General features: G+C 71.4%; 8 protein-coding genes. 3 read left to right on the forward strand and 5 right to left on the reverse strand.

The genetic code is table 11. The annotated features are described in order from the left end of the window. Positions 1 to 17 precede the first annotated feature (17 nt). Positions 18 to 1076, forward strand: coding sequence for an NADH:flavin oxidoreductase/NADH oxidase (locus RWH44_RS01490; RefSeq protein WP_316003203.1), 1059 nt, complete (start codon positions 18 to 20; stop codon positions 1074 to 1076). 189 nt (positions 1077 to 1265) lie between these two features. Here RWH44_RS01490 and RWH44_RS01495 read toward each other — a convergent pair whose 3' ends face one another. Beyond that, positions 1266 to 2321: a hemolysin family protein gene (locus RWH44_RS01495; protein ID WP_298874613.1), complete on the reverse strand. Its 1056-nt coding sequence runs from the start codon at positions 2319 to 2321 to the stop codon at positions 1266 to 1268. After that, positions 2321 to 3661 carry a hemolysin family protein gene (locus RWH44_RS01500; protein WP_298874611.1) on the reverse strand — a complete coding sequence of 447 codons (1341 nt, stop codon included), beginning with the start codon at positions 3659 to 3661 and terminating at the stop codon, positions 2321 to 2323. The genes RWH44_RS01495 and RWH44_RS01500 overlap by 1 nt, the downstream gene beginning before the upstream one ends. Positions 3662 to 3816: 155 nt before the next feature. Here RWH44_RS01500 and RWH44_RS01505 point away from each other — a divergent pair, with 155 nt between their 5' ends. Then, positions 3817 to 4851 (forward strand): glycoside hydrolase family 76 protein, encoded by a 1035-nt coding sequence (locus RWH44_RS01505; RefSeq protein ID WP_316003204.1) that lies wholly within the window; start codon positions 3817 to 3819, stop codon positions 4849 to 4851. On the opposite strand, the gene guaB1 is transcribed toward RWH44_RS01505, so the two are convergent. Beyond that, positions 4841 to 6301 (reverse strand): GMP reductase, encoded by a 1461-nt coding sequence (gene guaB1, locus RWH44_RS01510; protein WP_316003205.1) that lies wholly within the window; start codon positions 6299 to 6301, stop codon positions 4841 to 4843. The genes RWH44_RS01505 and guaB1 overlap by 11 nt on opposite strands. A 163-nt stretch (positions 6302 to 6464) precedes the next feature. Here guaB1 and RWH44_RS01515 point away from each other — a divergent pair, with 163 nt between their 5' ends. Beyond that, a complete protein-coding gene (locus tag RWH44_RS01515) occupies positions 6465 to 10154 on the forward strand; it encodes a multifunctional oxoglutarate decarboxylase/oxoglutarate dehydrogenase thiamine pyrophosphate-binding subunit/dihydrolipoyllysine-residue succinyltransferase subunit (protein WP_298874603.1) in 3690 nt (1229 codons plus the stop codon). A 99-nt stretch (positions 10155 to 10253) separates the two neighbouring features. On the opposite strand, the gene RWH44_RS01520 is transcribed toward RWH44_RS01515, so the two are convergent. Both RWH44_RS01520 and RWH44_RS01525 read right to left on the reverse strand, forming a co-directional pair. After that, a complete protein-coding gene (locus RWH44_RS01520) occupies positions 10254 to 11555 on the reverse strand; it encodes an alpha/beta hydrolase (RefSeq protein ID WP_316003206.1) in 1302 nt (433 codons plus the stop codon). Then, positions 11552 to 14062: a bifunctional lysylphosphatidylglycerol flippase/synthetase MprF gene (locus RWH44_RS01525; protein ID WP_316003207.1), complete on the reverse strand. Its 2511-nt coding sequence runs from the start codon at positions 14060 to 14062 to the stop codon at positions 11552 to 11554. The genes RWH44_RS01520 and RWH44_RS01525 overlap by 4 nt, the downstream gene beginning before the upstream one ends. Between the last annotated feature and the right edge of the window lie 6 nt (positions 14063 to 14068).

Raw genomic sequence — 14068 nt, forward strand, 5'->3', positions numbered from 1 at the left:
GAACGCAAAGGTCCCCCATGAGCGCCCTCTTCACTCCCCTGTCCATTCGCGGTATCGAGCTGCGCAACCGCCTCTGGGTGTCGCCGATGTGCCAATACAGCGCGGTCGAGGGCGTCCCCAACGACTGGCACCACGTGCACCTCGCGCAGTTCGCCGCGGGAGGGGCGGGCCTGGTGATCGCCGAGGCCACCGCCGTCTCACCCGAGGGCCGGATCTCTCCCCAGGATGCCGGCCTCTGGACCGATGCGCAGGCCGAGGCGTGGCGGCCCGTCGTCGCGGCCATCCGTGCCCGCGGAGCCGTCGCCGGCGTGCAGCTCGGTCACGCCGGCCGCAAGGCGTCGACCTCGGCGCCGCTCTCCGGCGCGCGCGGCTCCGTCGCCGTCGCCGACGGCGGATGGCGCACCGTCGCTCCCTCGGCCATCGCCTACGCCGACTTCGCCGAGCCCGCCGCGCTCGACGCCGACGGGATCGAGAAGGTCGTCACCGACTTCGCGGATGCCGCCCGCCGGGCCGTCGACGCCGGATTCCAGGTGCTCGAGCTGCACGCGGCCCACGGCTACCTGCTGCACCAGTTCCTCTCCCCCCTGACCAACCACCGCGACGACGCCTACGGGGGTTCGTTCGAGAACCGCACGCGCCTGCTCGTACGCGTGACCGAGGCCGTGCGCGCCGCCGCGCCCGAGGCCGCCGTGTTCGTGCGCTTCTCCGCGACCGACGCCGCCGAGGGCGGATGGAGCGTCGACGACACGGTCGCCGCGTCCCGACTCGTCGCCGAAGCCGGTGCCGACCTCATCGATGTGTCCAGCGGCGGGCTCGTCCCCCAGCAGCGCATCGTGCCCGGACCCGGCTACCAGGTCGAGTACGCCGCGACCGTTCGCCGCGAGACGGGGCTGCTCGTCAGCGCCGTCGGCATGATCGACGACCCGGCGCTCGCCGAGAACGTGATCGCCGACGGGCGCGCCGACGCCGTGATGTCGGCTCGGGAGTGGCTGCGCGACCCGCACTACGCCCTGCGCGCCGCCGCCGCCCTCGGCGCGGACTCCCCCGCCCCCGCGCAGTACCTGCGCGCGTACTGAGGCCCGCTCCCGCCGTTGCCCGCATCGACGCCGAGATCGCACGATCCTGCCGCGATCACGGGAGAGGCGCGGCGCGGCGCGTGACCTCGAGCGGTTCGTGCGGCCTCGAGCGCCGTCGCCCGCGGAACGCAGAACAGCGGATGCCACGCGGCCGAGGGCCCGTGGCATCCGCTGTCCCGGAAGGAAGCGTCAGACGAAGCGACGACGCTCGGTGGCGTCCTGCACCTCGCCGACGAGTTCTTCGATGACGTCCTCGAGGAAGAGGATCGCCCGTACGTCGCCGGCCTCGTCGCGCACCTGCGCGAGATGGCGCCCGGAGCGGCGCATGAGCGCCAGGGCGTCCTCGAGGTCGGTGGTCTCCAGCACCGACACCATGTGGTGGATGCGCTTGCCCGGGATCGGCCGTGCCATGTCGGCATCCGACCCCTCCGCTGCGCGCAGCACGTCTTTCAGGTGCACGTAGCCGGTGGGAAGACCGGCCGCGTCGACGATGACGTATCGCGAGTATCCGTGCTGGGCGACGGCGCGCTCGATCTCGGCCGGGGTCGTCGTCTCGGGCAGGGTCACCAGATCGGCCATCGGCACCGCGATGTCGGCGGCCTTCTTTTCGGTGAACTCGACCACCGCCGTCACCGTTCCGGCGGCGTCGTCGAGAACCCCCTCACGACGCGACTGCGTCACGATCGTCGCGACCTCGTCGAGGGTGTAGGTCGAGGCGGCCTCGTCCTTGGGCTCCACGCGGAACAGCCGCAGCACGTGGTTGGCCGTCCAGTTCAGCGCCACGATGATCGGATGAAACGCCTTCGACACCGCCACCAGCGGCGGGGCGAGCATCAGCACGGCGCGATCGGGCAGCGAGAAAGCCAGGTTCTTCGGGACCATCTCGCCGAACACGACGTGCAGGTACGACACCAGCAGGAGCGCGACGACGAAGCCGATCACCCCGACCGCGGCCTCGGGCAGGCCCGTGAGCCCCAGCGGACCCTCGAGCAGGTGGTGGATCGCCGGTTCCGACACGTTCAGGATCAGCAGCGAGCAGATCGTGATGCCGAGCTGGCAGGTCGCCAGCATCATCGTCGCGTGCTCCATCGCGTACAGCGCGGTCTTGGCCGCGCGCGACCCGCGATCGGCGTGCGGCTCGATCTGCGAGCGTCGTGCCGAGATGACGGCGAACTCCGCGCCGACGAAGAAGGCATTGGCCGCCAGCAGCACGACCAGCCAGGCGATTCCGGCCCAGTCGCTCATCACTGGTCACCCCCCTTCGCCGCGCGGACGAGGTCGTTCACGCCCTGCTCCTCGGGGGTGGGGGTGAACTGCACGCGGTCCACGCGACGTCCGTCCATGCGCTGCACGGCCAGGACGCCGTCGTCGAGGGCGACGGTGTCGCCGACCGCGGGGATGCGCTCGAGAGCCGCCATGATGAACCCGCCCACGGTGTCGTAGACCTCCCCCTCCGGGACGCGGACGCCCGCGCGATCGAGCACCTCGTCGGGGCGCAGGTCGCCGGGGAAGGTGACCGAGGCGGCCGAGCGCACGACGCCGGCGCGCGAGCGGTCGTGCTCGTCGAGCACCTCGCCCACGATCTCCTCCACGAGGTCTTCGAGGGTCACGACCCCGGCCGTCCCGCCGTACTCGTCGACGACGATCGCCATCTGGTAGCCGCGCGAGCGCAGCTCCGACACGAGCGTGTCGAGGTGCACGGTCTCGGGCACCCGCAGGGGCTCGGTGGCGAGAGCGGCCACCGGCACGTCGGCGCGGCGGTCGCGCGGCACGCCGATCGCCGCCTTGAGGTGCACGACGCCGAGGATGTCGTCCATCGACTCGCCGTAAACCGGGAAGCGGCTGTGTCCCGTGCGTCGCGCGAGCTGCACGACGTCGTCGGCGGGATCGCCCGCGGCGAGCGCGTGCACGCTCGGCCGCGGCGTCATCACGTCGGCGGCGCTGAGGCGCGCGAAGGTGAGGCTGCGATCGAGCAGCGAGGCGGTGTCCTTCTCGAGCATCCCGGCGCTGGCGGAACGCTTCACGAGGCTCGACAGCTCCTCGGCCGAACGCGCTCCCGACAGCTCCTCCTTGGGCTCGACGCCCATCGCGCGCAGCACGCCGTTCGCGCTGCCGTTGAGCACGAGGATGGCCGGCTTGAACACCGCGGTGAAGGCGACCTGGAACGGGATGACGAGCTTCGCCGTCTGCCGCGGGATCGCCAGGGCGAAGTTCTTCGGGACGAGCTCGCCCAGGATCATCGAGAGGACGGTCGCGAAGCCCACGCCGATGACGGCGGCGAGGCCGACGACGAGCGCTTCGGGCAGGCCCCACGCCTGGAAGGCCGGTCGGAGCAGGTTCGAGATCGCCGGTTCCATCGTGTAACCGGTGAGCAGCGTCGTCAGGGTGATGCCCAGCTGGGCACTCGAGAGGTGCGTCGAGGTGATGCGCAGGGCGTCGATCGTGAGCGACAGACGGGTCTCCCCGGCTGCGCGACGGGCCTCGAGGTCGGCGCGGTCGAGATTGACGAGGGCGAACTCGCTCGCGACGAAAAGTCCGGTTCCCACGGTGAGCACGAGCCCCACGGCCAGCATGACGTAATCCATCAGGCATCACCCCCGCTCGGGCATGCGGCGGGAGAGGGTCGTCGGGGCCTGGGTCTACAACTGGGAGGGTCGTCCATCGTGCCGTCGATTCTATGGCAGCACGGGGCGGGCGGTACCCGTCTGCGCGAGCGGCCGACCTGGGGAGGATGGGAGCCATGGATGCCACCTCCCCGGCGCAGACGCGCGCCATGGCGGCCGAGTCCGCCGTCGTCCGCCGCTATGTCCACCGCCACGGTCCGGTCGCCTGGGCGCACGCCGCGACGCCGGGGGCTCCCGGTGCCCGCACGTGGCATTACTGGTGGCACGCGCACCTCCTGCACGTCCTGCGCGACGCGCAGGAGCACCGCCCCGACCCGCGCCGCGCTCGACTGCTGCGGGGACTGCACCGCGGCATCACCCTGCGGACGCTCGGGCGCTGGACGACGCCCTTCCACGACGACGTGGCGTGGATGACCCTGGCCCTGCAGCGGTACGACCTGCACGACCGCCGCCTCGAGCGCCTGACCCGGCGGCTCGACGACGCGGTCGATCCCGCTGTCGGGGCCCTGCCCTGGGCCGTGGACAGCACGCTCTACAACGCCCCCGCGAACGGTCCCGCGGCGATCGCGCTGGCGTGGTCCGCGCACCGCGGCGCGGCGGTCGATCTCGACGCCTGGGTCGCGGCGACCCTCGACGACCCCGCGACGGGACTGGTGCGCGACGGCATCGAGCACGGCGTCGTCCGTCCCGAGCTGTGGACCTACAACCAGGGCGTGGCGATCGGATCCGCGCTCGCCCTGGCCGAGGGGGCGCCCGACGCCGACGCCCGGGAGGCGCACGAAGCCCGGGCGGCGCGCCTCGTCGAGGCCGTGCAGCGGTGGTGCGCGGCGGACGACGGCCTGTTCCCCGCGGCCGGCGGAGGCGACGGGGGCCTGTTCGCCGGCATCCTGGCCCGCTATCTGGCCGAGGCCGCGGTGTGGTTCGCGGACGATGCGGCCGGCGAGACGCATCGCCCCGTGGCCTCCGTCGCGCGCGAGCTGGTGCAGCGCAACGCGGATGCCCTGTGGGCGAATCGCCGCGAGGGGTTCTTCCCCACCGACCCCCGCCGCACCGCTCGCGCGAAGGGCGACGACCTCGATCTGTCGGTCCAGGTCGGCGCGTGGATCACGCTCGAGGCCGCGGTCGACCTCGAGCCGGCGTTCACCAGCTGACCGGGAGCGCCTTGCCCTCTTCGTATCCGGCTGCCGACTGCAGGCCCACCCGGGCGCGCTCGTGGAACTCGGCGACCGTGGCCGCGCCCGCGTAGGTGAACGAGGAGCGCACACCCGAGGTGATCATGTCGAGCAGGTCCTCCAGCCCCGGCCGCTGCGGGTCGAGGTAGATGCGCGACGACGAGATGCCCTCGGCGAAGAGCTCCTTCCGCGCCCGCTCGAACGGGTCGAGCCGACCGAAGCGTCCCTGGACCGCCTTCGTGGATGCCATGCCCCACGATTCCTTGTAGAGCAGGCCCGCGTCGTCGGTGCGGAGCAGTCCCGGGGCCTCGATCGTGCCGGCGAACCACGAGCCGATCATGACCGACGCGGCTCCCGCGGCCAGCGCGAGAGCGACGTCGCGGGGGTAGCGCACGCCACCGTCGGCCCACACGTGCGCGCCCGCGCTGCGGGCCGCCTCCGCGGTCTCGAGCACGGCGGAGAACTGGGGGCGACCGACCGCGGTCATCATGCGGGTCGTGCACATCGCCCCGGGTCCGACCCCGACCTTGAGGATGGTGGCACCCGCGTCGGTCAGGTCGCGGACGCCCTCGGCGGTCACGACGTTGCCGGCGGCGATCGGGATGCCGAGTTCCAGCGCCGCGACCTCGCGCAGCGCGCGCAGCATCTGCGCCTGGTGGCCGTGGGCGGTGTCGACCACGAGGACGTCGACGCCGGCGGCGGCCAGTGCCCGCGCCTTCCCGGCCACGTCGCCGTTGACCCCGACGGCGGCCGCGACGATCAGGCGGCCGTCCGCGTCGACCGCCGGTCGGTAGACCGAATCGCGGAGGGCGCTGCGCCCCGACAGCGTGCCGACGACCCGGTCGCCGTCCACGACGGGCACGATGTCGGCGCCGGCCTCCTCGATCAGGGCGAAGACCTCGCGCGGGTCGCCGATGCGCTCGACCTCGATGACGGGGGCGTCGCTGCGGGCGATGTCGCCGAGGGTGGCATCCGGGAGCGCGGTCGCCAGACGTCGAGCAGGGACGATCCCCCGGAAGGCGGCGACGTCGACGCTGCCGTCCTCGCGCGCGTCGGCGACGACGATGCCCCGACCGGCGACCGGGGGCAGCACGAGACGCGCATCGGCGACGGTCGCGGTCGGCGGCAGCACCAGAGGCGCGTCCCAGGCGACCGGCTGCGACTTGACCCAGGAGACCGCCTCGATTAGCTGCGGCAGAGCGAGGTCCTGCGGGAGGACGCCGAGACCGCCGCGACGCGCCAGGGTCGCCGCGAGGCGCGTCCCCGTCACCGAGTTCATGTTGGCCGACACCAGCGGGATCGTCGCCCCGCTGCCGTCGCCGGGGGCGAGGTCGACGTCGAGGCGACTGCGCACCTCCGAATGGCGGGGGACGAGGAACACGTCCGAGTACGTCAGGTCGACATCGGGCTGCGCGCCGGAGAACTCCATGGCATCCACTCCATCACACGATCCGAAAGTAAAGGCCTCACCCGGGCCGTGGTCGTCCGTCGAACCTCGGCTAGGCTGGAAGACGCGTTGGACGCTCGGCGTCTTCGACGGCGACGTCGGCGCATCCACAGGAATCTTCATCGAGGAAAGCAGGCGATCGACTGTGTCGAGCCAGGTGACGGGCGTCGGTACTTCGAGCGAGGGCGAGTTCGGCGCGAACGAGTGGCTCGTAGACGAACTCTACGAACAGTTCAAAGTCGACAAGCACTCCGTAGACAAGGCCTGGTGGCCGATCCTGGAGGCGTACCACCCGGTCGTCGACGGATCCTCGGCCGCCGCTCCCCCGCCCGCCGCACCGCCCGCGGCGACGGCATCCGAGCCCAAGCCGGTGACGGCCCCCATCCCGGTGGTGGGCCAGGCGCCCGTCGCCCGCACCACGGCCAAGCCGGCGGCGCCGCAGCCCATCCCGGCGCAGGCGCCGAACGCCGTCCCCTCGGCGGGCTCCGAGAGCACCGAAGAAGACCGCGTGACGGTCCTGAAGGGGATGCCGAAGGCCCTGGCATCCAACATGGACGACTCGCTCACGGTCCCCACCGCGACGAGCGTGCGCACCATCCCCGCGAAGCTGATGATCGACAACCGCATCGTCATCAACAACCACATGTCGCGCACGCGCGGCGGCAAGGTCAGCTTCACGCACCTCATCGGCTGGGCGCTCATCCAGGCGCTCAAGGAGTTCCCGAGCCAGAACGTCTACTACGCCGAGATCGACGGCAAGCCCTCGGTCGTGGCCCCCGCGCACGTCAACCTCGGCATCGCCATCGACATGCCCAAGCCCGACGGGTCGCGCGCTCTCCTGGTCCCGAGCATCAAGCGCGCCGACACCCTGACGTTCGGCGAGTTCCTCGCCTCCTATGAAGACCTGGTGCGTCGCGCCCGCGGCAACAAGCTCACCCCGGCCGACTTCCAGGGCACCACGGTCTCGCTGACGAACCCCGGCGGCATCGGCACGGTCCACTCCGTCCCGCGTCTCATGCGCGGACAGGGCGCGATCATCGGCGCCGGAGCCCTCGACTACCCCGCGGAGTTCCAGGGCGCGAGCGAGAAGACGCTCAACGAGCTGGCGATCGGCAAGACGATCACCCTCACCAGCACCTATGACCACCGTGTCATCCAGGGTGCGGGCTCGGGCGAGTTCCTCAAGAAGGTGCACGAGCTGCTGATCGGCCAGCGCGGCTTCTACGACGACATCTTCGCCGCCCTGCGCATCCCCTACGCGCCCATCCACTGGGCCGCCGACATCAGCGTCGACCTCTCCGAGCGCATCGACAAGAGCGCCCGCGTGCAGGAGCTCATTAACTCCTACCGCGTGCGCGGCCACCTGATGGCCGACATCGACCCGCTCGAGTACGTCCAGCGCACCCACCCCGACCTCGAGATCGAGTCGCACGGGCTCACCTTCTGGGACCTCGATCGCGAGTTCGTCACCGGCGGTCTCGGCAACAAGCGCGTCGCGAAGCTGCGCGACATCCTCGGCGTGCTGCGCGACTCGTACTGCCGCACCATGGGCGTGGAGTACATGCACATCCAGGACCCGGCGCAGCGCCGCTGGTTCCAGAGCAACCTCGAGGTCAAGTACACCAAGCCCGGCCACGACGAGCAGCTGCGCATCCTGTCGAAGCTCAACCAGGCCGAGGCCTTCGAGACCTTCCTGCAGACCAAGTACGTCGGCCAGAAGCGCTTCAGCCTCGAGGGCGGCGAGTCGCTCATCCCGCTGCTCGACCAGATCCTCCAGGGTGCCGCATCGGCCGGTCTCGACGGCGCCGCCATCGGCATGGCCCACCGCGGTCGTCTGAACGTGCTCACCAATATCGCGGGCAAGACCTACGGTCACGTGTTCCGCGAGTTCGAGGGCGCCGTCGCCGTGGGCAGCAAGCGCGGCTCGGGAGACGTGAAGTACCACCTCGGCACCGAGGGCACGTTCGTCGGAGACGCCGGCGACGAGCTCCCCGTGTACCTGGCCGCCAACCCCTCGCACCTCGAGACCGTCGACGGCGTGCTCGAGGGCATCGTCCGCGCCAAGCAGGACCGCAAGCCCATCGGCACGTTCTCGTGGCTGCCGATCCTCGTGCACGGCGACGCCGCGTTCGCGGGTCAGGGCGTCGTGGTCGAGACGCTGCAGATGTCGCAGCTGCGCGGGTACCGCACGGGCGGCACGATCCACGTGGTGGTCAACAACCAGGTCGGCTTCACCACCACGCCCACCGATGCCCGCACCTCCGTGTACGCCACCGACGTCGCCAAGACCATCCAGGCTCCGATCCTGCACGTCAACGGCGACGACCCCGAGGCCGTCGTGCGCGCCGCGGAACTCGCGTTCCTGTACCGCGAGGAGTTCCACCGCGACATCGTCATCGACCTCGTCTGCTACCGCCGTCGTGGCCACAACGAGGGCGACGACCCCTCGATGACCCAGCCGCTGATGACCAACCTCATCGAGGCGAAGCGGTCGGTGCGCCGTCTGTACACCGAGTCGCTCGTCGGCCGCGGCGACATCACCGAAGACGAGTACGAGCAGGCGAAGCAGGACTTCCAGAGCCGCCTCGAGGTCGCCTTCGCCGACACGCACGAAGCCGAGACCGGGACCAACCCGGTCGTCACCACCGACGCCGCCGACGAGCCGGCGGTCGGCGCTCCCGAGACCACCGGCGTCTCGCGCGAGGTCGTGCAGCACATCGGCGACGCGTTCGTGAACAAGCCCGACGGCTTCACGGTGCACACCAAGCTCCAGCAGCTGCTCGACAAGCGTCTCGACATGAGCCGCAACGGCAACATCGACTGGGCCTTTGGCGAGCTGCTCGCCTTCGGCTCGGTCCTGATGGAGGGCACCCCCGTGCGCCTCGCCGGCCAGGACTCGCGCCGCGGCACGTTCGTCCAGCGCCACTCGGTGCTGCACGACCGCGACAACGGTCAGGAATGGCTGCCGCTGGCCAACCTGAGCGAGAACCAGGGTCGTTTCTGGGTCTACGACTCGCTGCTGAGCGAGTACGCCGCGATGGCGTTCGAATACGGCTACTCGGTCGAGCGCTCGGACGCGCTCGTGCTGTGGGAGGCGCAGTTCGGCGACTTCGCCAACGGCGCCCAGTCGGTTATCGACGAGTTCATCTCCTCGGCCGACCAGAAGTGGGCGCAGCAGTCGAGCGTCGTGCTGCTCCTCCCCCACGGCTACGAGGGACAGGGCCCCGATCACTCGTCGGCTCGCATCGAGCGGTACCTGCAGATGTGCGCGCAGGACAACATGATCGTCGCGCGCCCCTCGACCCCGGCGTCGTACTTCCACCTGCTGCGTCGACAGGCGTACCAGCGTCCGCGCCGCCCGCTCGTCGTGTTCACGCCCAAGGCGATGCTGCGTCTGCGCGGAGCGACCAGCCCGGTCGAGGACTTCCTCGAGGGACGCTTCGAGCCCGTGCTCGACGACGACCGCGGCATCGACCGCGCCGCCGTGAAGCGCGTGCTCCTGCACGCCGGCAAGATCCACTGGGATCTGCGCGCCGAGCTCGACAAGAACCCCAACCCCGAGATCGCCCTCGTGCGTCTCGAGCAGTACTACCCGGCGCCGATCGAGGAGCTGACGCGTGTGATCGCGCAGTACCCGGATGCCGAGTTGGTCTGGGTGCAGGACGAGCCCGAGAACCAGGGCGCGTGGCCCTTCATCGCCCTCGAGGTGGCCGACCAGCTCGACCGTCCCGTGCGTCGCATCTCGCGCGCTGCTGCCGCCTCCACGGCGACCGGGTCGCCCAAGGTGCACGCCAACGAGCACGCGGCGATCATGAAGGACGCGCTCGCGCGCTGACATCCCCGCCGAGAAGGGGCCCGATCGACCAGAGTCGATCGGGCCCCTTCCGCGTCTCGCCCCCGATGCCGCACCGGCTCCACGAGGGCCGCACGGCCGTCAGGATCCCGGTGCCGCGAGCCCCAGAGTCGGTGCCATGGCCGGGATGGCGTAGGCCAGACTGCCGTCGAGCGCTTCGCCGGTGTGTCCGGCCCCCTCGACGATGTGCGTCAGCACCGTGAACCCGGCGGCCTTCGCCGCGTCGGCGTTCGCCTGCTGACCGGGGCCGTAGGTGGTGTCGGCGCTGCCCCACGTGAACACGGCGAGGTGGCCCGTGTAGGTGCCGGCGGGCGCCGCCGCCATAATCACCGAGGGCTTGTTCGCCTGGAAGGCGGCGGCGTCGCCGCCGTAGACGTCCGCAACGGTCTGCGCGACGTGCTCCGACCCCGGGAACTCGTTGCCCATGACGTCGAGCAGGTGTCCCCAGGTGTCGGGGTGTTTCGTGCCGTAGAGCGCCGCACACGACCCGCCGTTGGAGAACCCGCCGATCGTCCAGTAGCGATGGTCCGTGACGATGTTCAGATTCTGCTCGGCCCACTTCGGCACGAGCTCGTTGATGTAGGTCGACACCGCGCCGAACTTCGCCGAGTCCACGCAGGCGGGGTCGTCGTCGGGCGCGGTCAGCTGATCGACGACGATCGCGATGGGCGCGAGCCCCTTGTTCGCCGCGGCGAAGGAGTCGAGCGCCTTCGCGAGAGCGGTGGGGTCGGGCGAACCGGGTTGGCCCATCATGAACACGAGCAACGGGAGCGCAGGAGGGTTCGCGACCTGCGCGGCGGGCGGGAGGTACAGCGAGGCGTCCCGCGCGGCGTATTGTCCGGTCGGTATCTTGCTGCTGCCCGTCAGCGCGCTCACGGAGCCTTTCGCCGGCATCCCGGCGGGCGGCTCCCACGTCTGATACAGCGTCGCCGGATCGCTGGCGGTGTCGCCGCGCTGCGGCAGGGATGCCGGATCGAGGGCCTGCACGCCCAGGATCGCGGCGAGGTTGTGCGTGACGCCGTAGGAGGCGTTGACGCCCAGGGCGCCGGCGAGAAGCGCGGCGATGACCGTGACCGCTCCGATGACCCGGCGGGGCCACGGGCGGCGGAAAATGCCGACGACGCCGACGGCGGCGGCCGCCGCAGCTCCCGTCGCCCACCAGATCGCCCCCGACGGCAGCGGTCCTTGGAAGGCGCCCATCGCCTCGAGGATCTTCCCGACGACGAACATGACCACCGCCGCGGCGGCCGCGATGACGCCGGTCAGCACGAGACGGCGCGGAGGCCACAGCAGTACGGCCACGACGCCGAGTCCCGCGATCACCGCAGCGACGGGGAGCAGCGGTGAGTCGATCAGCTCGAACGACAGGATGAATCTGTTCATCGACGCCCCTCCCACGCGGTCCTCGCCAGAGCGACCATCTCACGGCGAGAGGCGTCCGGCAGGTATGCGCGGCCGACGGCCGCGCCGATCGCGGGAAGCTGCAGGGGGTCGCGGTACGCGAGGGCCAGCGGACGGTAGCGCGGACGGAACTTGCCCTTGAACCGGAACAGGGAGGCGAACCCGTAGGCCGGCTCGAGCACCTCGGCGAGCCAGCGCAGCAGGGATCGCAGCGGCGCGGGGTCGCCGTCCACGGGTTCGTCGGGATCGTCGGCGAGAGGGGCGCCGGACAGGCTCAGCACCACGGCACCCTCCGCCTGCAGTTCCAGGGCCGCCTTGGCGATGAGGAACTCCATCATGCCGTTGGGGCCATCGGTGCGCCGACGCATGAAGTCGAGGGTCCACCCGGTGATCTCACCGTCGGTCCAGCTCGGCATCCAGCTGGTGACCGCCTCGATGCGGTCGTCGGGCCCGACGGCGAGGAGCAGACGGACGTCGCGGTCGCGCAACTCGTCGAGGGAGCCGAGCGTGAAGCCCATCTCGGGCAGGGCGCGGTCGGCGACCCACTCCTCGTCGATCGCCACGACCTGCGACGCCTGCGCGACGGTGAGCTCGTGCCACCGCGACCAGACGGCGGTGTAGCCCTCGCGCTCGGCGCGGGTGAGCGGCTGGCGCACCTTCTGCCACGTCTTCCCCGCGAAGGTGAGGCCGGGCAGATCCATCACGGTCTCGACCCCGACGGGCACGTGCCGCCATCCCAGCTCCACCAGGTCGTCCAGCGTCTCGGAGTGCACGCTGTAGAACGCGGGCGTCCACCCGTGCTCGACGCAGTAGTCGGAGAAGCCCCTCACCGCCTCCGGGCGCCGCCCCGCCGGGGCGAGCGGGTCCGCGACGGCGAGGGCGACGTCTCCGGCGAGGCGGTAGGCCACGGCGCACTCCGCGTCGTCGGAATACCAGTGCCGGTTGCCCTCCCACGTGCCGAGGAACCCCAGCGTGTCGCTCCCGCGGCGCAGCAGGTCGCGGTAGCGCGCCCCGTCACCGGCATCCGGTCGCCGGACACGGCGATAGAGCCACAGGATCGCGCCCACCACGATCGCCCAGAACAGCACGCCGATCCACTGATAGGCGAACAGAGCCGGACCGTGGTGCGGGAAGGCCGTCCCGCCACCGGGGTTGGTGAAGGCCGGAGGGAAGAAGCGGCGCAGCGTGAGCCCGAGCAGGTCGAGCACCGACAGCTCCCGGTCGAAACTGCGTCGTCCGACGGCCTCGACGACGAAGAGGGTCGTCGCGCACGCGAGGAACGCGAGCCCGATCACCGCGGCGACCGTGCGCGCCGCGGCCCGCGTCGCCCTCACGGTGAAGCGGGCCCGCGCCACCACGAGAGCTGCGGCGAGCGCGAGCGGGATGACGATGGATGCCAGAGCCCACAGCACGTACTCCGCCCCGCTGCCGTCGACCCAGGGATCGATGCGCAGTCGGCCGTCGAGCAGCGACACGATCGGCAGGAGCGCGGAGGAGACGAGCACGAACAGCGCGACGATCCACGCCGAGCGGCGTCCTTGGCGCAGACCCCACGCCGAGACCAGCAGCAGCACGAGCGGGGTGATCGCGAGCAGAGCGGGCCCGGCCCCGCGGGTCATGAGCAGTGCGACCTGCTCGTCGCACACCGACTGCGCCACCGAGCCGCACCGGCTCAACAGCTCGTCGTCGTACTGCGTGTACGCGTCGACGACGAGCGACAGCGGACCGCGTCCCCCGCCGCTGACGAGGGCGACGATCGGGCCGCTGCCGACCACGGCGACGAGCAGGGCGAGCAGCGTGCGCGTCTCGCGCGTGGAGCTGCGGTGCCACGAACGGCGCTCGCGACCACGCGCGAGGACCGACCCCACGGCGAGGCCGATGACCGCGGCGGTCAGGCGGTACCAGGAGTCGGCGTCGCCGGCGTACAGGGCGAAGAGGGCGAGCAGGGCGAAGCCGACCAGCCGCAGACGACGACGCCACAGCGTCGGTGCGAGAGCGGATGCCGCCATCACGACTCCCGCGATGGGCGTCGTCGGATCGAGCACCGGGACCTCCGCGGCCACCACGGGGCGCAGGTCGGTCAACGTCCAGGCCGCCGCGTGCAGTCCGATGCCCACCGTCAGTCCGGCGATGCCCAGCACCACGAGCAGCACGCCCGTGCGCCGGGAGCCGAGGAGGCGTTCCGCGTACGCGAGCACGGTGAGGGCCAGCAACAGCGACGACACCGCATCCACCGTGGAATCCGGGATCGCCAGAGCGGTCAGCAGGGTCCACCACCGCCCACTCGCGAACGTGGCGAGCGGTCCGGCGCCCCACGCGGAGGCATCCTCACCCCACAAGGAGCCCGTCGCCGCCGCCGACGCGACGATGAGCACGCTCACGATGAGCGCGACGGGGTTCTCGCGTGCGTAGCGGCGCACGATCGCGCGCACCGCGTCGAGCCGGGTCGACGCGCGCTCGACCGGCGGGGAGGGAGGGGCTTCGGACATCGGCGG

The organism is Microbacterium phycohabitans, from assembly GCF_032464935.1.
In the GTDB taxonomy this organism is placed as follows: Bacteria; Actinomycetota; Actinomycetes; order Actinomycetales; family Microbacteriaceae; genus Microbacterium; species Microbacterium phycohabitans.

What these genes read in the sequence shown, in the direction of transcription:
- RWH44_RS01490 (WP_316003203.1), top strand. Translation starts at nt 18, where the DNA reads ATGAGCGCCCTCTTCACTCCCCTGTCCATTCGCGGTATCGAGCTGCGC.
- RWH44_RS01495 (WP_298874613.1), bottom strand. Translation starts at nt 2,321, where the DNA reads ATGAGCGACTGGGCCGGAATCGCCTGGCTGGTCGTGCTGCTGGCGGCC.
- RWH44_RS01500 (WP_298874611.1), bottom strand. Translation starts at nt 3,661, where the DNA reads ATGGATTACGTCATGCTGGCCGTGGGGCTCGTGCTCACCGTGGGAACC.
- RWH44_RS01505 (WP_316003204.1), top strand. Translation starts at nt 3,817, where the DNA reads ATGGATGCCACCTCCCCGGCGCAGACGCGCGCCATGGCGGCCGAGTCC.
- guaB1 (WP_316003205.1), bottom strand. Translation starts at nt 6,301, where the DNA reads ATGGAGTTCTCCGGCGCGCAGCCCGATGTCGACCTGACGTACTCGGAC.
- RWH44_RS01520 (WP_316003206.1), bottom strand. Translation starts at nt 11,555, where the DNA reads ATGAACAGATTCATCCTGTCGTTCGAGCTGATCGACTCACCGCTGCTC.
- RWH44_RS01525 (WP_316003207.1), bottom strand. Translation starts at nt 14,062, where the DNA reads ATGTCCGAAGCCCCTCCCTCCCCGCCGGTCGAGCGCGCGTCGACCCGG.